Source organism: Haloarcula sp. H-GB4, assembly GCF_030848575.1.
Lineage (GTDB): Archaea > Halobacteriota > Halobacteria > Halobacteriales > Haloarculaceae > Haloarcula.
Genome location: NZ_JAVDDX010000002.1, coordinates 1,169,101 through 1,189,045, shown reverse-complemented (window position 1 = coordinate 1,189,045; position 19,945 = coordinate 1,169,101). Strand labels below are relative to the sequence as shown.

Annotated in this window: 19 protein-coding genes; 5 read left to right on the top strand and 14 right to left on the bottom strand. The window is 63.8% G+C overall.

Translation table 11 applies throughout. From position 1 onward, the window contains the following. Nucleotides 1-84 precede the first annotated feature (84 nt). Entirely contained in the window at nucleotides 85-1,851 is a 1,767-nt protein-coding gene (locus tag RBH20_RS14715) for a nitrite/sulfite reductase (protein WP_306709886.1), read from the top strand. A gap of 264 nt (nucleotides 1,852-2,115) precedes the next feature. Here RBH20_RS14715 and RBH20_RS14710 read toward each other — a convergent pair whose 3' ends face one another. From RBH20_RS14710 to RBH20_RS14685, 6 genes are all read right to left on the bottom strand, one after another. After that, complete coding sequence (locus tag RBH20_RS14710; protein ID WP_306709884.1) at nucleotides 2,116-3,471, bottom strand: substrate-binding protein; 1,356 nt, start codon at nucleotides 3,469-3,471, stop codon at nucleotides 2,116-2,118. Between the two features lie 172 nt (nucleotides 3,472-3,643). Then, nucleotides 3,644-4,288 (bottom strand): chemotaxis protein CheC, encoded by a 645-nt coding sequence (locus tag RBH20_RS14705; protein ID WP_306709882.1) that lies wholly within the window; start codon nucleotides 4,286-4,288, stop codon nucleotides 3,644-3,646. 40 nt (nucleotides 4,289-4,328) lie between these two features. Continuing rightward, nucleotides 4,329-5,684, bottom strand: a complete 1,356-nt coding sequence (locus RBH20_RS14700) for a substrate-binding protein (RefSeq protein ID WP_306709880.1) — start codon at nucleotides 5,682-5,684, stop codon at nucleotides 4,329-4,331. A 120-nt stretch (nucleotides 5,685-5,804) separates the two neighbouring features. Further along, the gene (gene lrp, locus RBH20_RS14695) at nucleotides 5,805-6,263 is read right to left on the bottom strand and encodes an HTH-type transcriptional regulator Lrp (protein ID WP_306709878.1); all 459 of its coding nucleotides are present in this window, start codon (nucleotides 6,261-6,263) and stop codon (nucleotides 5,805-5,807) included. Between the two features lie 9 nt (nucleotides 6,264-6,272). Next, on the bottom strand, nucleotides 6,273-6,635 hold the full coding sequence (locus tag RBH20_RS14690) for a P-II family nitrogen regulator (protein WP_005536890.1): 363 nt from the start codon (nucleotides 6,633-6,635) through the stop codon (nucleotides 6,273-6,275). Continuing rightward, a complete protein-coding gene (locus tag RBH20_RS14685) occupies nucleotides 6,628-7,956 on the bottom strand; it encodes an ammonium transporter (RefSeq protein WP_306709875.1) in 1,329 nt (442 codons plus the stop codon). Before RBH20_RS14685 ends, RBH20_RS14690 begins: the two co-directional genes overlap by 8 nt. Nucleotides 7,957-8,420: 464 nt before the next feature. Here RBH20_RS14685 and RBH20_RS14680 point away from each other — a divergent pair, with 464 nt between their 5' ends. Both RBH20_RS14680 and RBH20_RS14675 read left to right on the top strand, forming a co-directional pair. Continuing rightward, nucleotides 8,421-10,031: a methyl-accepting chemotaxis protein gene (locus RBH20_RS14680; RefSeq protein WP_306709872.1), complete on the top strand. Its 1,611-nt coding sequence runs from the start codon at nucleotides 8,421-8,423 to the stop codon at nucleotides 10,029-10,031. Next, entirely contained in the window at nucleotides 10,031-11,380 is a 1,350-nt protein-coding gene (locus RBH20_RS14675; protein ID WP_306709870.1) for an ATP-binding protein, read from the top strand. The genes RBH20_RS14680 and RBH20_RS14675 overlap by 1 nt, the downstream gene beginning before the upstream one ends. 71 nt (nucleotides 11,381-11,451) lie before the next feature. On the opposite strand, the gene RBH20_RS14670 is transcribed toward RBH20_RS14675, so the two are convergent. From RBH20_RS14670 to RBH20_RS14645, 6 genes are all read right to left on the bottom strand, one after another. Continuing rightward, nucleotides 11,452-11,934 (bottom strand): hypothetical protein, encoded by a 483-nt coding sequence (locus RBH20_RS14670; RefSeq protein WP_306709868.1) that lies wholly within the window; start codon nucleotides 11,932-11,934, stop codon nucleotides 11,452-11,454. Then, nucleotides 11,931-13,187: a DUF58 domain-containing protein gene (locus tag RBH20_RS14665; RefSeq protein WP_306709866.1), complete on the bottom strand. Its 1,257-nt coding sequence runs from the start codon at nucleotides 13,185-13,187 to the stop codon at nucleotides 11,931-11,933. The genes RBH20_RS14670 and RBH20_RS14665 overlap by 4 nt, the downstream gene beginning before the upstream one ends. After that, complete coding sequence (locus tag RBH20_RS14660; RefSeq protein ID WP_306709864.1) at nucleotides 13,184-13,711, bottom strand: hypothetical protein; 528 nt, start codon at nucleotides 13,709-13,711, stop codon at nucleotides 13,184-13,186. The genes RBH20_RS14665 and RBH20_RS14660 overlap by 4 nt, the downstream gene beginning before the upstream one ends. After that, the gene (locus RBH20_RS14655; RefSeq protein WP_306709862.1) at nucleotides 13,708-14,403 is read right to left on the bottom strand and encodes a DUF4129 domain-containing protein; all 696 of its coding nucleotides are present in this window, start codon (nucleotides 14,401-14,403) and stop codon (nucleotides 13,708-13,710) included. Before RBH20_RS14655 ends, RBH20_RS14660 begins: the two co-directional genes overlap by 4 nt. Before the next feature lie 103 nt (nucleotides 14,404-14,506). Then, entirely contained in the window at nucleotides 14,507-15,487 is a 981-nt protein-coding gene (gene hemB / locus RBH20_RS14650) for a porphobilinogen synthase (RefSeq protein WP_306709860.1), read from the bottom strand. A 46-nt stretch (nucleotides 15,488-15,533) separates the two neighbouring features. After that, a complete protein-coding gene (locus RBH20_RS14645; RefSeq protein ID WP_306709858.1) occupies nucleotides 15,534-16,262 on the bottom strand; it encodes a competence/damage-inducible protein A in 729 nt (242 codons plus the stop codon). A 179-nt stretch (nucleotides 16,263-16,441) separates the two neighbouring features. Here RBH20_RS14645 and RBH20_RS14640 point away from each other — a divergent pair, with 179 nt between their 5' ends. Both RBH20_RS14640 and RBH20_RS14635 read left to right on the top strand, forming a co-directional pair. Further along, nucleotides 16,442-16,579 carry a hypothetical protein gene (locus tag RBH20_RS14640; protein ID WP_306709856.1) on the top strand — a complete coding sequence of 46 codons (138 nt, stop codon included), beginning with the start codon at nucleotides 16,442-16,444 and terminating at the stop codon, nucleotides 16,577-16,579. Nucleotides 16,580-16,651: 72 nt separating this feature from the next. Beyond that, complete coding sequence (locus RBH20_RS14635; RefSeq protein WP_306709854.1) at nucleotides 16,652-17,401, top strand: TrkA family potassium uptake protein; 750 nt, start codon at nucleotides 16,652-16,654, stop codon at nucleotides 17,399-17,401. A 110-nt stretch (nucleotides 17,402-17,511) separates the two neighbouring features. Here RBH20_RS14635 and RBH20_RS14630 read toward each other — a convergent pair whose 3' ends face one another. After that, nucleotides 17,512-17,715, bottom strand: coding sequence for a hypothetical protein (locus RBH20_RS14630; protein ID WP_306709852.1), 204 nt, complete (start codon nucleotides 17,713-17,715; stop codon nucleotides 17,512-17,514). A gap of 46 nt (nucleotides 17,716-17,761) precedes the next feature. Further along, entirely contained in the window at nucleotides 17,762-19,849 is a 2,088-nt protein-coding gene (locus RBH20_RS14625; protein WP_306709850.1) for a (Fe-S)-binding protein, read from the bottom strand. Nucleotides 19,850-19,945: the final 96 nt, after the last annotated feature.

Here is a 19,945-nt window from a genome sequence, read left to right as displayed (position 1 = left end):
GAGTAATTAGACGTAAATTAGCGGACATTCAGATGCTTATGAGTGATAAAAAACCACATATATCAAGAGAGAGGGTGATCGAAGATGGCACATAAAAAAGAGGAGTACAAGGCGGAGCTGTACGGTGACGAGGTACGGGAGAAACTAGAGGAGTTCGCTGAGAGTGGCTGGGAATCGATTCCCGAGGACGAACGCGAGAAGTGGTTCTCGCGGTTCAAGTTCTGGGGCGTGTTCCACCACCGCGGCGGCCAGGAGTCGTATTTCATGATGCGGCTGACAAATTGTGGCGGCGTTTTGAAGCCCGACCAACTCCGGGCTATCGGCGAAGTTGCCCGCGACTACGCGAAGGGACCAGCCGAAAACCCTGAGTTCGGAAACGGCTGGATTGACTTCACGACGCGACAGTCCATCCAACTGCACTGGCTCAAACTCGAAGACATCCCGGAAATCTGGGAGAAACTCGAAGCCGTCGGCGTCTCCTCACGCTCGGCGGGTGGGGATACAATGCGAAATATCTCCGGTTGTCCGGTCGCCGGCAAGGCTGAGGAGTTCGTCGAGTCCCGCCCGATTCTCGACGAGATTCAGGAGACCATCCGCGACGACGACGACCTGGCCAACATGCCCCGGAAATTCAACATTTCGGTGACGGGGTGCAAGCAGGGGTGTGCTCAGGACAGCATCAACGATATCGGGCTGGAGCCAGCCCACAAGTTCATCGGTGGCGAGGAGGTAGAGGGGTTCAACGTCCGCGTCGGCGGCGGCCTTGGCGGTCGCGAACCCCGCGAGGCCCGTCCGCTTGACCTGTTCATCCGGCCCGAACACGCCGTCGAGACAGTCCGGGCTTTCGTTGAGTATTACCACGAGGCGGGCAACCGTCAGAACCGCTCGAAGAACCGCGCGCGCTTTTTTGTCGATGAACACGGGACTGACGCCATCCGCGAAGAACTCGACGAACGGCTTGGTTTCGAGTTCGAGACCGCTGGCACCGACTTCCGTGGGGAGTACACGTATAACGCCGGCAAGGCGACCGAACACGGGGCTCACGATCACGTCGGTGTCTACGACCAGCAAGACGACAAGAACTACGTCGGGCTCTCGGTACCCGTGGGCCGGCTCTCCGCCGAGGACACCATCGAGCTGGCGGACCTCGCTGATGCCTACGGCTCCGGCGAAGTACGCCTGACCCGCCGACAGAACCCGCTCATCATGGACGTGCCCGACGGGAACCTCTCGAATCTCCTCAACGAGCCGCTACTGGACAAACACTCGCCCGAACCGAACCCGTTCGTTCAGGGGGCGATGGCCTGCACCGGGACGGAGTTCTGCTCGCTGGCGCTCACAGAGACGAAAGCGCGGATGGCCCGCCTGCTCCGCTGGCTCGGTGACAACGTCGACATGCCCGATGACGTTGACCGCATCAAGATGCACTTCTCGGGCTGTACGGCCGACTGCGGCCAGGCGATGACGGCCGACATCGGCTTACAGGGGATGCGCGCTCGCAAGGACGGCCAGATGGTCGAAGCCGTCGATATCGGTGTCGGCGGCGGCATCGGCGCGGAGCCGACGTTCATCGAGTGGGTCCGCCAGCGCGTCCCCGCAGACGAAGTCCCGGGGATGATCGCCAACATCGTCGAGGCCTACGCCGCGCTCCGCTCGGAGGGCCAGACGTTCCGGGAGTGGGTCGACGCCACCGGTCACGAGACGATCGTCGAATTGGCCGAACCGGAAGAGGTCGAGGGATACACCGACCCGTGCCTGGCCGACGGCAAGCAGTCGTGGTATCCCTTCGACGACGGCGACAGCCCGGCCCCGACAGACGCCGAGGGCCAGCCGATTTCGGCGGACGACTGACTATGGCTGAGACAGACTGTTCGACCGACTACGCCAGCGACGACCAGTCGGAATCCGCGGCTGAGGGGGTGGCATACGACGCGGCACCGGAGCTACTGGAGTAACGCGGCCCCGGCTCCGAACGGCCGGATGTGCCGACGTGACGCGCCCGTCTCAGGGCGCGTCCGTCTGCCTCTGACAACTGGGGACTGCTCGTGTCCATGTCCCCGCTCGGTTCTCCGTATGCCGTATTTTGCCGTTACTCAGCATCGCTGAGATCCGGCTCTAGTCCCCATACTCTCCGAGTTCGCATTCGACGGCCGGGCCGCCGTCACAGTCGTATCCGACCGCTTTCGTAACCCTGAGCAGGTCGTAAAACCGACCGAGTGACTGCTCGGATTCGGGAAGCCCTTCGACCACCGGCACGCCACGCTGGGCCTGATGGTCACAGCTCCGCATCGTCTGGCTACCCAGCCCGACCGAGTATTCGTGGTCTTCCAGCTCTCGGATAACTGCTGGCGGGTAGAACGTGCCGGCCCGCTCGACGGCCGCAGCGTACTGGAGCGTCTGTGCGTAGGCCAGATGGGCCACGCCGGAGGGTCGCTGTGCGTTCCCGTGCTCGGCGGTGAAGGCGTTCTTGAACGCATTGGAGAGGTCAGACGAGATGCTGGTATCCCACGCAACTGTCCCGACGACACCGTCGAGTGCTTTCGAGGCGTTCTGCGCCACGATACGGTTGTACAGCGGCACCACAATCCCCACCTCGTCAGGAAGAATTTCCTGCGCCTTTGTCAGTGAGTTCGCGGCGTCAAGTCCGTAGTGGTCAAGGAAGACGACCTCCGCACCGGCGTCCCGGGCCTGTTTGAGCGGTTCCTCGTAGTTCGTCGTCCCGAGACGTGTCGGGATGCTTGTGAGTTCGACCCAGCCACTCGACGTGAAGAAATCACGGATTGACGACTCCATCGTTTGCCCCCAGTTGTAGTCCGCGTAGATCTGGACGTACTGGGCGTCCCGGCCAAACCGTTCCTTGAGTACCGGAAGCAGCGCTTGTGCGGTCATGTACGCGTTGAACATCTCCCGGAAGCTGTAGCGGACACAGTCCGTCCCTGTCGTGTCGTTCGAGTGTGTCAGACAACACATATACGGAACTTTCTGGGCCTGTGCAACCTCCTGCTGAGCGATGGCGACGGAACTGGATGAGCCGCCGGAAAACATGACGACGTCGTCCTGCTCGATCATCTCCTTTGCATTGGCCGTCGCGACATCCGGCTTCGTCTCCGTGTCTGCAGTGACGTACTCGACGGTCTTTCCGAGCACGCCATCGCCGCTGAGTACGTCAAAGGAACCCTGTCCGACCCAGCCGCCGCCCTCGTTGAGGTGCGTGACAGCGAGCTCATACCCTCGGAGTTCGTCGCGCCCTTCGGCGGCGTAGGTCCCGGACTGTGGCACATTGAAGCCGAGCGTGACCGCGTCGCCGTCGACCGGATAGTTCCCGAGCGGTGGGTGCTCCGGTGTGTTTTCGGCTCTCGATCCTCCGCCTTGGCACCCCGCTAGCCCGGCAAGCCCCGCGCTACCGACTCCACCGGCAATCTGTAGTACGGACCGCCTGTCAACTGCCTCTCCCCCTTTTTCCAATCCCATACCAGCTGTTTTGATGATAAATATATATAATACTTATTTCAATAGAAATGGGTAACCAATTAGCATAGGCGGAGCTGGTATCGGGTGTCGACGGACCGCAGGCTGTCCGATCGGCGATCAGATCTACTCTGGCCACGCGGTGAACAGGGGGTGCAGAGATAGGGTGCCGCTGTCAGTCAAGAATATCGCTGGCTTCGGTGTCTACCGCCACGTCGGTGTCGAGGTCGATATCCTGAATCAGCGCGACGAGGTCCTCTAGTTCGGGGAACGTGTACACGGTCATCCCGAGGTCACCGTCGTCGACAGTGATACGCGAGTCGACGACGAACACTAGATCAGAGTCCGGCCAGCCACCCATCTCGTCGATGATGCCGTCGGCCGGGCCGAACACGAAGTTCGGTGTCCCCATATCAATGGTCGTCTCCAGCACGTTGGCCCACCCGTCGATGAACGCGGAGGTCATGATGTTGCCGATCTCCTGCATCGCCGACCGTTCCATGTCGGAGAACCCCTCGCCCTCGCTTGGCTCACCCATGCCACCCATCATCGCGCTGGCCATCTGCTTGCTGTCGGCCGGTTCGAGCAGAAACAGGACGTAGCCGTAGGGCGGTTCGTTCAGTTCGACATAAATGCCGACGCCCTTGTCGTCGCCGATGTGTGTTTTGACGTCTTCGATGTCGAGAAAATTGATCTGTGAGGTCCGAACTGTCGCGTCGAGCCCGGTCAACTGACCGAGGTTCTCCGCGACTGTCCCAGACCCCTCTTTTGCCATCTGATTGAAAAGGTCCAGCTTCCGCACGTCCACTTTCAAGCCCATATCTTCTGGAACGTCGCAAGCGGCTTAACGCCACCGCCCGTCAGCTGTCGGCTGTCTCGGGTTCGTACGGCCCCAGGTCAGTACACTCGCTTGCCGGATACTCCTCGCAGCCGTACCCGACGTCAGTCGAAATCTCGATGACGTCGAGTACTTCGGGACCTTGACTGGAGCCCTCGACGACGGGAACGGGCCCCATAGACTGGTGATCGCATGCCCGTAGCGTCGCCTCGCCGCGTCCGGCCTGGTACGTGGTATCTTCGATTTCACGGATGACGGCCGGCGGCTCGAACGTCCCGGCCCGCTCGACGGCCGCGGCGTACTGGAGCATCTGTGCGTAGGCCAGTCGGGCTTGATCCGACGGGACTCGGGCCTCGGCGGCGGCATACGCCGCATTGAACGACTCCGTGAATGCTGTTGAAAGTGGCGTATCGATGCTGTAATCCCACGAAATGGTACCGACGACACCGGCCATGTCGGCACCGGCATCGCGGGCAAGTTGCCGGCTCACAATCGGCATGACAATACCCATCTCTTCTGGAACGATGTCCTTCGCCTGGTTCAGCGCAGTGACCGCGTCGCGCCCGCGGTAGGACAACACGATGGCATCGACGTCAGCGTCCACGGCCTCCCGCAACTGTGGCCTGAAGTTCTCCGTTCCGACCCGTGTCTTCGTCTTGCTCATCTCGCTCCAGTTCTCCGACTGAAACCGGCGCCTGAACTGCTCGGATTGTGTGAAGCCGAAATCGGAACTGGCGTACAACTGGTAGAACTCCGTTCGCCCTTCGGACCGCTCGGTCAACACCGGGACCAGCGCGTTGGCGGCCATCCGGCTGTTGTGCATCTCCTGAAACCCGTATCGCGAGCAGCCGATACCCGTGACGTTCGTCCCTGGCGCGAACCCGAGCATATGGACCACGCCGCGGGTCGGACAGTACTTGAGCAGCTCTCGGGCCGTGTTCGTCGACCCGCCGCCAGCGACCATCACGGCCCCGTCCTGCTCGACTAGCGTCTCCGCCACGTCCCGGGCTGTTTCCGAACTGGACTCCGTGTCAGCTATGACGCTCTCGACTGTCCGGCCGAGAATTCCGCCCCCGGACAGTGCCTGCCACGCATCGGTGTCAACCCAGCCGCCGCCCTCGTTGAGGTGGTCGATGGCCAGCTCGAAGCCGCGCTGCTGGCCGGTCCCAACCGGCGAGAACGGTCCTGACTGCGGGATTGTGAGTCCAATCGTCACTTGATTGTCGTCGACCGGCTGATTCGCGTACTCTGTACTGCTTGTCGGCGTCGTGGCGCGACCGTCCCCGCCACAGCCAGCGAGTCCGGCAAGCGAACTCGCTCCGACGGCCCCGAGTAGCTCTCGTCGCGTCACTGTTACCCCCCGCGTATCCCAATCCATGATGAAAAATATATTACTACTGCTGTAATTAAACCTTGCTTCATCGATCACTAGACCTCCAAACCGCCACGAGACGCTACTCACTGCTGTGATTGCAGTCGGAAAACAGATGGCGTCGGCTCAGGCGTCAGTTCCGCCGACCGGGAACTGTTCGTGCTCACACACCGTGTTCAGTACGACTGACGTTGAGGCGGATCGGATATCCTCGTCGGTCAGCAGCGTTTTTATCCGTTCGTTCATCGACTGCGTGTCGGTGAACTTCCCGACGGCCACGATATCGTGGTCGCCGGTCACTTCGTAAACCGCGACCATTTCGCGTCGATCACGTAACTGGTCCACCACCCGTCCGAGCCCGTCGCCCTCGACGGAGAGCTGGAACACGGCAGTCACGTCGTAGCCCAGCGCCCCGTAATCGATGTCGACGGTGTATTCGTCGATCACACCGGTCGCCTCCAGGTCGTCCATCCGGCGTGACACCGTGGTCGCCGCGATGCCGGTTGCAGCGGCGACATCACGGGCGCTCGCCCGGCCGTCCTGGAGCAGTGCGTTCACTACCTGTCTGTCGGTATCATCGACCATCTCGTCCGCTCAGACTGCCTCTGGGCCTTCTTTGCCGGTTCGGACCTGGTAGGCGTTGTCCACGGGGAGGACGAATATCTTGCCGTCACCTTTCTCGCCGGTGTGGGCACCGTCGGCGATGGCATCGACGACATCCTTTGCGGGGATGTCGGCAACCACCGTCTCGACTTTGACCTTCTGATGCAGGTCAACGACGTACTCCTCGCCGCGCCACTGCCCCTTCTTTGCGGGCTGTGAGCCGCGGCCGGACACGTTCGTCACCGTCAGCGAGGGTGCGCCGACCTCAGCCAGCGCCTTCTTTACGTCGCCGAGTTTGTCCGGTCGAACCATTGCCACTACCATCTTGATCTCTGAGTCGTCGGTTTCAGTCATCTTGGGAACCTCCGTCAGTATGCATGCTCGGGCTCACTTTACCACCATCGGCGACAACGCTCTCGCCACCACCGAACTCGGGGTAGGTCTCGACGCCGTGTTCGCTGACATCCAGCCCTTCCTGCTCGTGTTCGGGCGTAACCCGGGCCTGACCGGCCAGTTTGAGCGCGTACCAGACGACCCCGGTTGCGACAATCGTCCAGCCCGCGATGGCGACGACGCCGATCAGCTGTGCGATGAAGGCGTTAGCGACCGACCCGACCGTTCCGGGCGTGGCGACGAACGGGAACAACAGCGTGCCGAGCACACCGGCGCTACCGTGGACCGGGAAGACGGCACAGACGTCGTCGATTTTCATTCGGTTCTCGATGAAGCTGAACACGACCGGCAGCTGTCCGCCTGCGAGGGCACCGACGATGATTGCGCCCCACCACGTCGTGGTGTCGGGGATCGCCGTGATACCGACCAGCCCGGCCAGCAGACCGTTTGCCACGTATAGGGTGTCGACCTTCCCGGTCTTCAGCCACGCGACCAGTCCGGCACCCATCGCACCACAGGCCATCGCGATAGTCGTCGTCATCGCGACACGGCCAACCGTTGCGAACGCACCGAGGGCAAGCGATCCGTCCTCAACGACGAAGACGGTCGCTGCCGTACCGACGTTGAAACCGTACCAGCCAAACGCGAGGATGAGCGTTCCTAGAACGGCGAAGGTCAGTGAGTGGCCCGGGATGACATTTGCGGAGCCATCCTCGTTGTACCGACCCATGCGTGGGCCGAGGACGTACGCTGCCGTGAGGCCCGCGATGCCGCCCATGCCGTGGACGATCATCCCGCCAGCGAAGTCGTGGAACGCCTCGCCGCCGAAGCTAATGTACGCGCCGGCCCACGTGATCCCGGTGACGACGGGGTAGATGACCGCCGCCAGCAGGAACGTGTAGGTGATGTAGGCGCGGAGCTTGGCTCGTCCGGCGACCGCACCGGAGACGATGGTCGCCGCCGTCATCGCGAAGACGGCACCGAACAGCCAGCCGACGTAGTCGTTTGCGGCCCCGGCACCGAAGGCAGGCGAGAACCCGCTACCGCCGACCAGCGCACTGATTCCTGAGCCGATCAGGAAGAACACCGTCACACCGACCGACCAGGTCAGAAGGTTCTTCGTTAGCTGGTTCGCGACGTTCTTCGAGCGCACCTGGCCCGCCTCAAGCATGGCGAAGCCCGCGTGCATGAAGAAGATCAGGAACGATACCACTAGGACCCACAGCAGGTTAACCCCCTCTGCGAGTACGGTCGGATCTACTTGTAGTGCAGTGTAGCTCATTTCTAGTTCACCTGTTTCGTTTTGTTATCGACTGCCGTCTGCATGTCCAACTTTCCCCCAGTCTGGCTCAACTTCTTCAACTCTTTCACGAGAAAGGGTCTGGTAACAGCACTACATAAGGTTTGCCTTTATGAATACGGAAATTAGAGGGGGTGTGGTAGACGACCGTCCAGATTATGGTATGATATTATGGATATAAGGTTGTTCTCCGTAAAGAAAGTCCGTATATGCACACTGGGATTTTGGACGTTTGTCGACCCCGGTTCCGGCCGCAGGGGGCCAAATAGGCCGTTTTTGCTTGCGCGCGCTCTCGGCTGGCGGGTGTTGCCAGCGACAACAGGGTTATACCTCGCGATCACAGATTCGGATTTAGTATAAATGTCCGGAAAACAGTGGGGAGACGTGGCACAATATGCCGATAAACTGTACAAGTCGATTATGCTTCGGAGGGTTCATAGCTGATTATGGCTTCGGACCACTACCCCTCCGTTCCGGACCAGTCGACGGCCGTGACAGAGGAACGGGCAGTCGCGAACGCACAGGGGGCACTCGATGTCGTTCAGGCGGCGTCGGTGACTGTCGGCGAGCAGCTCGCGGCAATTGACGACCGTGCAACGGCACAGGCGACCGACGCACAGTGGATCGCCGATGAGGTGTCGTCGCTTTCGGCTACAATCGAAGAAATCGCTGCGACTGCGACCGAGGTCAGCGAGCAGAGCCAGCGGGCAACGGATGCGGCAAACGATGGTCGGGAGGCCGCAGCCGACGCCATCGAGTCGATGGACGAGGTCCGCGAACTGGGCCAGGCGGTCGCCACAGAGGTGGCCGCCCTGCAGGACCAGGTCGACCGTATCGCCGATGCGCTGGCCGGCATCGACCGCATTGCCGACCAGACGAACATGCTCGCGCTGAACGCCTCGATAGAGGCAGCGCGGGCAAGCGGCACCACCGATACGGACGGGTTCGCCGTCGTTGCAGACGAAATCAAGGGACTCGCCGAGGAGTCCCAACAGCAGGCTGAGGAAATCGAGACGACGCTGGCTGCGGTTCGGGACGCCACCGACGACACCGTTGCCCAACTCGACGAAGCTATCGACGGTATCGATACCGGGGCCGAGCAGGTCAGCACGGCGATGGCTCGCCTCGACGACGTGGCGGACACCGTCGCGGAAACGGCCGACGGCATCGCATCCGTCTCGGCGGCGACCGACGAGCAGGCGACGACGAGCGAAGCGGTCGCCCAGCGGTGTGAGACGGTGTCGGACCGCGCCGCTGCTATCGAAGACGACCTCTCCGAGATACGTGCCGCTCGCTCGGAGCAGACCGCGATGCTGGACGAGATCGACGACGTGCTCGCCGCTGCAGAAGCCGACCGGCAGAACCGACTGGCGGACGCGCCGACAGTCTCGACCGGTATCGACGGCCTTGACGACCTCTGTGGCGGCGGTCTCGTCATGGGCGGCCAGGCTGTCTTCCGATACGCTGACGGGACCCAGGTCGACGGGGTCGTTGCGCAACTATGCGCGACGGCTGTCGCCGCCGGCCGGGCCGTCTCGCTGACGCCGCCGCCGTCACTGGACCGGTCGACGCTGGCCGCCGCGTTCGCGGCGACCGACCACTCGCTCGAAGACGCGCTCGACGACGACGCCCTGTTCATCCTCGATATGTTCGGCAACTGGGATGCCCGATACAACGTGTTCGACCTCGAACGGACCTCGCTTGCCACTGCCAACGAGACGACGGCGACCAGACGGGACGCCCCGCTGGTTATCGTCGGGAACATTCAGGGAGAAATACAGCTGATGGGCGAACAGGCTGCAAGAGAGGCCCGGTACGAGAACGACGACGGTGTCTTCGAACCCCACGACACAGTGGTCAACGTCATCGACGACGACGCGGTCCCGGCCACGCTCGCGGCGTTCTACTCGGGTGCTGCCGATCAGGAACTCACGCTGACACAGACTGACGGTCGCGAGTACCTGACGCTCACGGCCTCGCCGCGTGGCACTGTGGGGACGAAACAGTCGGTCTCTCGGTTGTCGGGCCCACCCTTCCTCCAGCTCAGAGACAACTGATGTTCGGTATCGATGACATTGGTCGGTTCACCTTTGCGACGGATGAGTTCGCTGCACTGCTCGACCGAACACCTGCCGAACTTGTCGGCACACCCATCGACGCGCTGGTCGCAGCCGAGGATCGCGAGACACTGACCGCAGCCAGACAGGCCGTCAGTAGTGCTTCAGACCAGGTGACACGGACCTGCCAGGTCACACTGCGCCAGAGCGAGCGCTCTCGTCCGGTTACGCTTGAACTTACGACCGCGGACGACGGGTCCGTGGTCGGCTCGCTCTGCCAAACGGCCGAGACAGCCGACCCGTTTCAGCACCTGTTCGACCTCATCCAAGACGCGGTCGTCGGCTTCGAAATCGTCAATTTTGTCCCGATTGTGCGGACGGTCAATCCCGCGTTCGTCGAGACTTTCGGATACGACCGCGAGGAAATCGTCGGCGAACCCCTCAACGAGTACATCGTTCCCGGCGACCGCGTTGAAGAGGCGGTCAACTACGACCAGCGGACGGCCGCCGGCGAAGTCAACTACGCTGTCGTCTCCCGGGAAACAGCCGACGGTTGCCGCGAGTTCATCTACCGCGGTGTCCCGTACGACACGGCCGACGGCCGCCGCTGTGGCTTCGCGATGTACACGGATGTAACGGACAGCCGGCGGCAAAAGCGACGGCTCCGTGTTCTCCATCGCGTCCTGCGACACAATCTCCGGAACGAGCTTTCTGTCATGTTCGGGACGTCCGAATACGTCCGTGCCCACGCAGCCGATTCGTCTGTCTCGCTGGCCGCGTCCCGCGCCCTCGACGCGGCTGACCGCCTCGCCGCCGTCAGCGAGAAGGCCCGGAGCGTCGAAACCGCGCTCGATGTGGACGCCGACCAGCCGGTCGATGCGGCGGCACTGGCCCGGTCTGTCGCTGATAGCTATCGCCCGGATGCACCGGTCGAAACGGCACTCCCGAGCACACTCCCTGTCACTGGTGGGACGGCCGTCTACGACGCCGTCGACAATCTTGTCGAGAACGCAGTCGAACACACACTGCCGGGTACGGCCGTCCGAATCACAGCCGAACAGGCCAACGGCGACGCGTTCGTCCGTGTTCTCGACGACGGCCCCGGTATTCCCGCCGCCGAGCGGGCCGTCGTGTTCGAGGACGCGGACATCACGAACCTCCAGCACGGGAGCGGCCTCGGTATCTGGCTCGCCCGGTGGGTCGCCGAGACGGCTGGCGGCGGCATCGAGTACGACCGAACCGATGGGTGGACGACTGTCTCGCTCCGGTTCCCACTATCCGACGCCGATACCGAGGATGTGCTTACGGTGCTCGATGCCCCGGAATCAGCGGCTGAGCCGACGCGGTAGTCATTGCGACGCTCTCAGAAGTACCCTGTCCCAGTAGCCACAGCCGGCCGTGACCGGAACAGCCTCGACCGCTATCGCCTGAGCGCCGCGGTGAGTGCGATTGCGCCCAGCACGACGCTTGCCAGCGCCAGCGGCGACAGCGGCGGCACGTCAATCTGGAAGAGCAGCGTCGTCACCACAACGCTCCCCCCGACTAGCCCCGTCGTCCCCGCGACGTGGGTGAGTTCGACGGGCGTCCCGGGTGCTGTTCCGAGGTCCGCGTACAGGTCGATAGCTGCATGGGCAAACGTCCAGGCCAGCACCGTTGCGCCGCCGGCGACCAGCACTGTCGTTGTCGTTGCCCCCTGAAGCGCGGCTACCAGTAGCGCCAGAAACAGCGACGCGCTGGCGAGGTCGACCAGCCGGCCGGACTGAATCAGTTGGCCGCCAGCGAGCAGCACGACGCCGACGAGGGCGGCGGCAGTCGAGACGGCGCTGATACCGGCGACGAACAGCGTCACAACGCCCGCCGCCAGCGCCGCACCGCCGCAGACGGCTCCAGTTCGCGCAATCATTGGCCACCCCGCTGGACCCGTTCGGTGACTCGTTCCAGCGGCTCCGCCGCGGGCCAGTCGTGGACGGCGATGCCAGCGGCTCGCAACCGACGGAGGCGTTCGCGGCGTTCGAGCCGCGCCAGCCGGTGGCCTGCCGTATCTGTCGCGGTCGGGTCGGGGCTCAGGACCGTCACTGGATGGCCGGTGGCGGCGAGTCGCTGGACCAGCGCCTCGCTGTCGTCGTCACACAGCGGGCCGAGGAAGACAACGTTCGCCGCTGTCGGCAACTGTGCGATGAGTTTCGTCGTATCCGGTGTTCGGGTGACTGACGTTGCGGCGAACGCGCGGTCGGTCCTGAGCAGGTCCCGGGCCTGTTGCTGGTGTGCGGCGCTCGTACCCGGTGCGAGCCACGCGTCATGTGGCGAGTACGCCGCGACGCCGACCTCGTGGCCGTCCTCCGGGAGCCCCTCGACGAGCGCGACGGCGGCCATTGTGGACCGCTCGATTGCCGTCTCGGCATCCGGTCGCGGGGCCAGCGCGGCGGCTGATCGGGCGTCGACGACCACGACGACCGTCGCCGACTGTTCGCGGCGAAACTCGACGGTCCGCAGGTCGCCGGTGCGGGCGTACTGGTTCCAGTCGACGCGCGAGAGCGGGTCGTTCGAGCGGTGCTCCCTGACTGCATAGAAGGAGACTCCCTCGCCGCCCTCGTCGACGGGAACCGTCCCGGGCCGGCGGGCAACCGCCGGGACCAGCGGCAACAGGGCTGAACTGGCCGGCTGCTCCCAGGTGACGGTGTCGGGTTCGGCCGTGACGGACGTTCGTCGGGCGACGACGCCGACCACGTCCCTGACGACGACTGTCGCCGGGTCGAACACGCACCGGTCTGTTCCACCGGTGATCTCGTAGGTAATTGTCGTCGACGCGCCGGGGCGCAGCGCCGTCCCCAGCGACGCCGACCCCTCGACGACGCGGACGGAATCCGGGACGCCGTCGGCGAGCCGGAGGTCCGGAATCGTCTGCGATCCGTCATTTCGGACGGTGAGCGCGACGGTCACCCGCTCACCTAGCGCCGGCTCGGTCGGTGTGATCGACCGCTGTATCGTCACGTTCGCCGCCGGTGGGACGGCGACCCGGTCGTACGCGCTCAGCGTGACACCGAGCCCACCCAGCAACACGAGCGCTGGGACCTGCCCCACGAGTCCGACCCCGACGGCGACTAGCGCGGCCCCGGCCAGCCCGAACCAGCGGCCGGTTCGGTGGACCTCGCTCATCGCTCCTCGTCGCGCCGTCGGAGTTCGGCCGTTGCGTGGGCGACACGCCGTTGGAACGGAGGGGTACCCGAGAGCCACCCGGACAGCCGCGCCCGGAACGATATCGGCGTGCCGTCGAACAGTTCCTGAGCCGGCTCCCTGTCCGTCCACGCGCCCGAGCGCAGCGCCGACTTTGCCTCCTCGGGCGAGAAGCCGTCACGCTGGAGGACGGTGACTGCGACTCCCTCGACGCGCTGCCGGATGGCTTCTTGTCCGGCCCCAGCATCAAGCGCTTCGTCAATTTCGTCGCCGGGGACCGTGACGTACTGGCTGTCAGTGTCCGGGAGCGCCATCCCGCGGTCGCTGTCGAGGGAGCGGACGAGGAGCGCCAGCAGCGCGACACCGCCAGCGAAAACGGCGGCGGCGAGGATTGGGAGGTCCGAGACAGCGCCGGCGGGCAACAGTGGCGCGCCGAGAGCGGCGAGGCCGACGCCGACGGCTGTCGCGACGAGGCCGAGCGCTAGCGGAACCCGGCGCAGCGTCACGTCTCGGCCTCCGTTCCCGATTCGTCTTCGATATCGTCAGGATTCGTCACGATGTCGTCCGTATCGTCGGTCGCTTGTTCCAGCGCCTTGCGGGCCTGCGATTCCAGATCTGCGTCCGGCTGGTCTCGGCCGTAACGGACTCGCTCGAACACCGACCGTAGCGAGGCCACGGCGTCGGGGTCGGCACCGGCAGCTGTCGCGTCCGCCTCGATGTCCTGTGGCGTCGAGGAACTGCCTTCTGGGGCCACTGCGTTTTCGAGGGCAGCCCACGCGCGGTACACGTCGTTTGTGAGCGGGATATCGATCTCAGCAGCGTTATGCGACGGACTCCTCGCGGATTCCGCCGTTGCGACGGCCGTCGTCTCGCCGCCCGCCTCGTCGATTGTCCGACTCTGGCCGGCCAGTCGCCACAGGACCGCGAGCCCGACCGCAAGGCCGACGGCGAGCGCACCGACCGCCGGGGCGGGGACACTCGGCAGCAGCGCCCGAGCGCCGTTCTCGCTTTCGGGCGGATCGATGCTTCCTGGCGGGTCGCTGAGGCCCTGTCCGTCTGGGTTGTCAATCTCGCTGTCGTCCCGGGTCATCTCCGCTTGATCGGACCTGGTAGCAGCGTCCAGGCTCGCGGCCCCGACGCTGAACGACAGCAGCGCAATCGCGGCGACAACCGCCACGAGGAGGGACTGTCGCTGCATACGGCCACTCCGCCCCTGGCACATGAATAGGTTAGGGACCTGTCGCTCGCTGGAACGCTCCACGGGCGCGGTTCGAACGGGTACACCCATGGACTGGTCCCGCTCAGAGTTCGTCCGCGAGGTCCTCTGCGAAGTAAGTCAGAATCAGGTCTGCACCGGCCCGCTTGATGGACAGCAGCGACTCGTAGGCGACCGCTTCGAGGTCGAGCCAGCCCTTCTCGGCGGCGGCGTGTAACATCGCGTACTCGCCGGAGACGTTATAGGCGGCAACGGGGTGGTCGTAGGACTCCCGGACCTCCTTGACGATATCCAGATACGGCAGAGCGGGCTTGACCATCAGCACGTCTGCGCCCTGTTCGACGTCGAGGTCGACCTCGCGGCGGGCCTCGCGTGCGTTTGCGGGGTCCATCTGGTAGTGCCGCCGGTCGCCGAAGGCCGGCGCACCGTCGGCGGCGTCCCGGAACGGGCCGTAGAAGGCCGACTCGTACTTGGCGGCGTAGCTCATGATGGGCACGTCGGTATCGCCCTGTGCGTCCAGTGCCTCCCGGATCGCGCCGACCATGCCGTCGATCATCCCCGACGGCGCGACCATGTCGGCTCCGGCCGCGGCGTGGCTCGCGGCGATTTTCCCCAGCAGGTCGAGCGTCTCGTCGTTGCGCACCGTCAGCCGGGGGTCCTCGGCCGCGTCGTCTTCGAGGACGCCACAGTGGCCATGGTCGGTGTACTCACAGAGGCACACGTCCGTGATGACGTAAGCGTCGGTTTCGCTGGTAATCTGGCGGGTCGCCTCTTGCACGACGCCGTCCTCAGCCCAGGCACGGCTCCCGCGTTCGTCTTTTGACTCCGGGACGCCGAACAGCATCACTGCTTCGACGCCGGTTTCGAGAACTTCTTTGACGCGATCCACGGCGTCCGCAACGGGGACGCGCTCGTGGCCCGGCATCGTCTCGATGGGGACGCGCTCGTCGGTCGTCGCGTCGACGAACACCGGGGCGATGAGGTCCGACGCTGTGACCTCCGTTTCACGCACCAGCGGTCGTACGCCGTCGGTTCGCAGGCGGCGGGGGCGCTGTGTCAGGTTCATACCGCCATTTCAGTCCGTGGCCGGCATGAACCCACCGCTTACCGACCTACTCCGTCTCGATGTGCTTGCGGAGCCAGGCCGCCGCGTCGGCGACGGTCGCCGGGTCGTCGCCGGTAATCTTCACCCGTCCCGGCGTGTCGTCCTTGCGCGGATAGCTCCCGACAGCCACCTCGAACTGCTCGCGGGCCGCCGTGATGTGGGTGACCAATGCGCCCTCGGGTGCAGGCGTGTGAATCGTCTCTGTCGTCCGGTCGCCGTCGAACTCGTCGGCGATGGTCTCGTACATCGCTTTCAGTTCTTCAGGGATGCCCGGCAGGACGTATACACGGTCGATAACACAGCCGGCGGCGAAGCTCTCGTCCGTCAGCAATGCCTGCCCACCCTCGGGAACCGAGGCCCACGCGTCGAGGTCAAGATCCATGTCGTACCGGTCCACCATCTCGGGGTTGTCGTCGGCAAAGCGCTCAGCCTTCGCTTCGAGATGTGCCCGCACGTCGTCGGGAACGACGAGGTCGCGGTCGAACGCCCGCGCTACGGCGGCCTTCGTGATGTCGTCGGGCGTCCCGCCGATGCCACCGGTGACGATGACCGCGTCGAAGGCGTCGTGATACCGCGCCACGGCGTCGGCGATGACCGCTTCGTCGTCAGGAATAGTCAGGACGCGGGTGACGGTGGCTCCCGCGGCCGTGAGCTGGCGGCCCAGCCACGACGCGTTCGTGTTCTCCGTGTCGCCAGCGAGCAGTTCGTCACCGACAGTGAGCAGTGCGACCTCCATTATCTCGCTGTGAGAGTCTGGCGGCGTTAAGGGTTTGGCTGGAACGCGCACGTGGACATCGGCCCCAATAGTGCCAGCCTGCTCTGTGCCGACTGTCTGGCAGTGGTGTATAATGACATTATATCTCGTTTAGCCATATTCCGACAACATACATATACTCGGTCCGGCAAATGAAAAGCATGGTACTTGTCACCAATTGCACTGACTGTGTCAAGCGGGTCTACCCGAACCGAAGCCGTGTGCCGGACACAGACCGCGGCGACGTAGCGTCCGTCGAGGAGCCACAGACATCCCCCGCCGAGACGTCGACAGACTGAGCTCGGCGGCGAACCACGTCAGCGTCGCTTTCGGCGGCGCTGTGCCGCGACTTTCGGTAGACAGCTACAGCAATGGAACGCAGTGACAGCAGTGCAGACACGGACCGGTCGTTGCTCCGGCAACTCTTGAAACCGGTTCTCGCGTTCGTCGGGCTGGTCGTCGCTGGCGTGGCCGGTTTTGTCACGTTCGGCGGCGTCGGCGTCGTCAACGCGCTGTTCTGGCTGCTCGACCCCACGAGCATCGAACTCCACTTTCAGAGCCACGACGGGCCTGCGAGGCTGGTCAAAGGCTACGCCATCGTAGTGCTGACCGGTCTCGTCGTCGCCGGTCTGTGGACTGGTGAGACAGCGCTGTCGGCGGCCTTCGGTGGCCAGATTCAGACGGAACTCACACGCATGCACATCGCACAGCAAATCGAGGACCTAGACGACCACGTCGTCGTCTGTGGCTACGGGACGTTCGGACAGACCGTCGCGGAGCAGATAGGCGACACAGACTCCCGAGTAGTCGTTATCGAACAGCAGCCGGAACAGTACGAACGGGCACTTGACGACGGGCATCTCGCGCTGGAGGCCGACGCGAGCCGTGAGGACGCGCTGACAGATGCAGGTGTCAAGCGAGCCGATACGGTCATCGGCGCAATCGACGACACGAACGCAAACATCCAGATAGCGGTGCTGGCGAGCCAGCTCGCGCCCACGGTCCGGCTTATCGTTCGAGCCGGCGATCAGCAGGACGAGACCGTGGCCCGCCGCGTCGGGGCGGACGAGGTGATAATCCCGGAGGTGGTGAGCGGAAAACAGGTCTGCGAACGGCTGTGAGCCGGGCCCTGTTGGCCGCTTACGTCAGCAGTTCGGTCACGCCGACAGCGATCATGGGGCGTTCACATCTGCGACAGGAAGTCAACAAACAGAAGCTACCGAGTCGGTCGTTACTCATCGGATAGCTCGGATTCGAGTGTCTCGACCTGGCGTTCGAGTTCGGAAATGCGTTTCTCGTAGCCGCGTTTGCCGTCGAGAAAGTTATAGATGAGTATCATGCCGGCGGCTGGCAGTCCGATGTACACCGCTAGTACCATCACCATGACGATGAGTTCCGTTGCGCCGGGTAATCCTGCCACTAGAAGGAGGGCCATAGCCGTCCTTTTCGTTTCAGCTACTTGGAAATTTATATCCGGGCGATCAGACTCTCTCTTCGCCGACCGCTTCAGCAAGCAACTCGGTCACGCCGACGATTTCGAGGTCGTCCTCGTACCCACCGGTCTTGCGCCCATCCTCGTACATCGTCATGCACATCGGGCAGGCGACGACGAACTTCTCGACCGCCGCGCCTGCCTCGGTGTCTTCGAGGGCCTCGCGGAGGCGTTCCTCGCTGGGTTTCGTCTCCTCTTCGAGGTCCATCCAGAGGCCGCCACCGCCACCGCCACAGCAGAAGGAGTCGTCCCTGTTGCGCGGCATCTCGTGGAGGTCGGCCCCGGTCGCGCGGATGAGGTCCCGCGGGGCTTCGAATTCGCCGTTGTACCGCCCGAGGTGGCACGGGTCGTGGTACGTGACCGTGTAGTCAAGTTCGGTCCCGGAGAGGCCGAGCGCGCCGCCACTTGCGAGATCGGCGACGACCTGCGTGTAGTGGAACACGTCGTCTTCGCCCCATTCGCAGGCCTCGAACTCGGGGTACTCGTTCATGAACGTGTTGTAGGCGTGGGGGTCCGTCGTGACGATGGACCCGAACTCACAGTCCAGAATCGCCTCGGCGTTGTCCTCGACGAGCATCTCGTAGAGGCCCTCCTCGCCGACGCGGCGCACGTCGTTACCGTCGGTCTGCTCGGCCTCGTAGAGGATGCCGTAATCGACACCGGCGGCCTCGAAGACGCGAGCCAGCGCGCGCGCTATCTTCTGATTGCGCTCGTCGTAGCTGGGGTAGTCGCCGACGTACCAGAGGTATTCGACCGCCTCGTCGCGGGCGTCCGGCACCTCGAAATCGAGGTCGTCGGCCCAGTCCGGCCGGGCACGCTCGGGGTCGCCGAAGGTGTTGCCGTGCTGGAACACGTTCATCATCGCGTCCTGAACGTGTTCATCCATCTCGCCAGCCTCGGTGAGCCGGCGGTTCATCTCGGTGAACTGCGTGACGTGTTCGATGTCGACCGGGCAGGCGTCCATACAGGCCATACAGGACATGCAGGACTCCATCGTATGGGCGTCGATGACCGAGGTGCCGCCGTCGGCGACGATAGGCACGTCCTCGCCGCCGGCGTCGCGTTCTTCGCGGTAGCGTTTCAGGTCCAGAATGACGTTTCGCGGGTCCAGCGGCCGCCCGGAGGCTTTTGCCGGACAGACGGACGAACACCGGCCACACTTGGTGCAGGCGTCGTGGTCGAGCAACTGTTTCCAGGAGAAGTCGTCGATGTCGCTGGGGCCGATCTCATCGGGACTTGCATCGCTTGGCACGCCGGGCAGTCGCACGCCTGCTTTCTCGTCGCGGGCGACGAGGTTGGCAAACGACGAGAGCATGTGGAACGGCTTCGCGTAGGGGATCCAGGCGACGAACCACAGCGCGACGAGCGAGTGGCTCCACCAGACAAATGGGTACGCGCCCGCTGCCATCTCCGGTGTCATCCCGGCCATGACAAGTACTTCTTTGACTGACCAGCCGACGAAGCTCACCGTCTCGAAAGAAACGTCCCGGACCGTCGACGTGCCGAGAATTCGAATGCCTTCCGTGAGGTAGCCGCCGACACCCAGCACGAACAACGAGCCGAGAAACAGGTCATCCTCACGGGAGGTGTGGCGGTCGTGGAGGCGGTCCAGCTTGCGGCCGTAGCGTCGCCACAGCGCGACGCCGACGCCGACGACGAACAACAGCCCCATCGCGTCCATGACAAACGAATAGGAGAGGTAGAACTGGCCGACGAAGAATGATTCACCGGTCAGCGGCCGATAGAGGTCGATATCGATACCCAGAATCGTCGTTCCGATGAGCAGCGTCAGAAACCCCCAGACGACGAACGCGTGCATCACGCCAGCGACGGTGTCGCGGTCCAACTGCTTCCGGTTTGACAGCGCTAACTGCGCCGCCGCAACCGTCCGCTGGGGCAGGTCGTCCAGTCGCTCGAAGGGGTCCTCGCTGCCCTTGGCATAGCGGGTGACGCGGTTGTACACACCGTACAGAAAGACGATGACGGCGAGCGCTGCCAGATAGTAGAACAGCGCCTTTCCCACGCCGCCGATACGCCAGAACGTCGGGCGCGTGGTCGTCTGGAGTATAGATGACATACGCTAACACGTGCTTTGTGTCCGCTTAAATCTTGCCACGCCCCGGTGCAGTCTTGCGAGAATTAGGAAATCGTTGAAAGTTTCCGCTGCGTTACG

Excerpts from the sequence above, each read along its gene's own strand:
- RBH20_RS14715 (WP_306709886.1), top strand. The coding sequence starts at position 85 with ATGGCACATAAAAAAGAGGAGTACAAGGCGGAGCTGTACGGTGACGAG.
- RBH20_RS14710 (WP_306709884.1), bottom strand. The coding sequence starts at position 3,471 with ATGGGATTGGAAAAAGGGGGAGAGGCAGTTGACAGGCGGTCCGTACTA.
- RBH20_RS14705 (WP_306709882.1), bottom strand. The coding sequence starts at position 4,288 with ATGGGCTTGAAAGTGGACGTGCGGAAGCTGGACCTTTTCAATCAGATG.
- RBH20_RS14700 (WP_306709880.1), bottom strand. The coding sequence starts at position 5,684 with ATGGATTGGGATACGCGGGGGGTAACAGTGACGCGACGAGAGCTACTC.
- lrp (WP_306709878.1), bottom strand. The coding sequence starts at position 6,263 with ATGGTCGATGATACCGACAGACAGGTAGTGAACGCACTGCTCCAGGAC.
- RBH20_RS14690 (WP_005536890.1), bottom strand. The coding sequence starts at position 6,635 with ATGACTGAAACCGACGACTCAGAGATCAAGATGGTAGTGGCAATGGTT.
- RBH20_RS14685 (WP_306709875.1), bottom strand. The coding sequence starts at position 7,956 with ATGAGCTACACTGCACTACAAGTAGATCCGACCGTACTCGCAGAGGGG.
- RBH20_RS14680 (WP_306709872.1), top strand. The coding sequence starts at position 8,421 with ATGGCTTCGGACCACTACCCCTCCGTTCCGGACCAGTCGACGGCCGTG.
- RBH20_RS14675 (WP_306709870.1), top strand. The coding sequence starts at position 10,031 with ATGTTCGGTATCGATGACATTGGTCGGTTCACCTTTGCGACGGATGAG.
- RBH20_RS14670 (WP_306709868.1), bottom strand. The coding sequence starts at position 11,934 with ATGATTGCGCGAACTGGAGCCGTCTGCGGCGGTGCGGCGCTGGCGGCG.
- RBH20_RS14665 (WP_306709866.1), bottom strand. The coding sequence starts at position 13,187 with ATGAGCGAGGTCCACCGAACCGGCCGCTGGTTCGGGCTGGCCGGGGCC.
- RBH20_RS14655 (WP_306709862.1), bottom strand. The coding sequence starts at position 14,403 with ATGCAGCGACAGTCCCTCCTCGTGGCGGTTGTCGCCGCGATTGCGCTG.
- hemB (WP_306709860.1), bottom strand. The coding sequence starts at position 15,487 with ATGAACCTGACACAGCGCCCCCGCCGCCTGCGAACCGACGGCGTACGA.
- RBH20_RS14645 (WP_306709858.1), bottom strand. The coding sequence starts at position 16,262 with ATGGAGGTCGCACTGCTCACTGTCGGTGACGAACTGCTCGCTGGCGAC.
- RBH20_RS14640 (WP_306709856.1), top strand. The coding sequence starts at position 16,442 with ATGGTACTTGTCACCAATTGCACTGACTGTGTCAAGCGGGTCTACCCG.
- RBH20_RS14635 (WP_306709854.1), top strand. The coding sequence starts at position 16,652 with ATGGAACGCAGTGACAGCAGTGCAGACACGGACCGGTCGTTGCTCCGG.
- RBH20_RS14630 (WP_306709852.1), bottom strand. The coding sequence starts at position 17,715 with ATGGCCCTCCTTCTAGTGGCAGGATTACCCGGCGCAACGGAACTCATC.
- RBH20_RS14625 (WP_306709850.1), bottom strand. The coding sequence starts at position 19,849 with ATGTCATCTATACTCCAGACGACCACGCGCCCGACGTTCTGGCGTATC.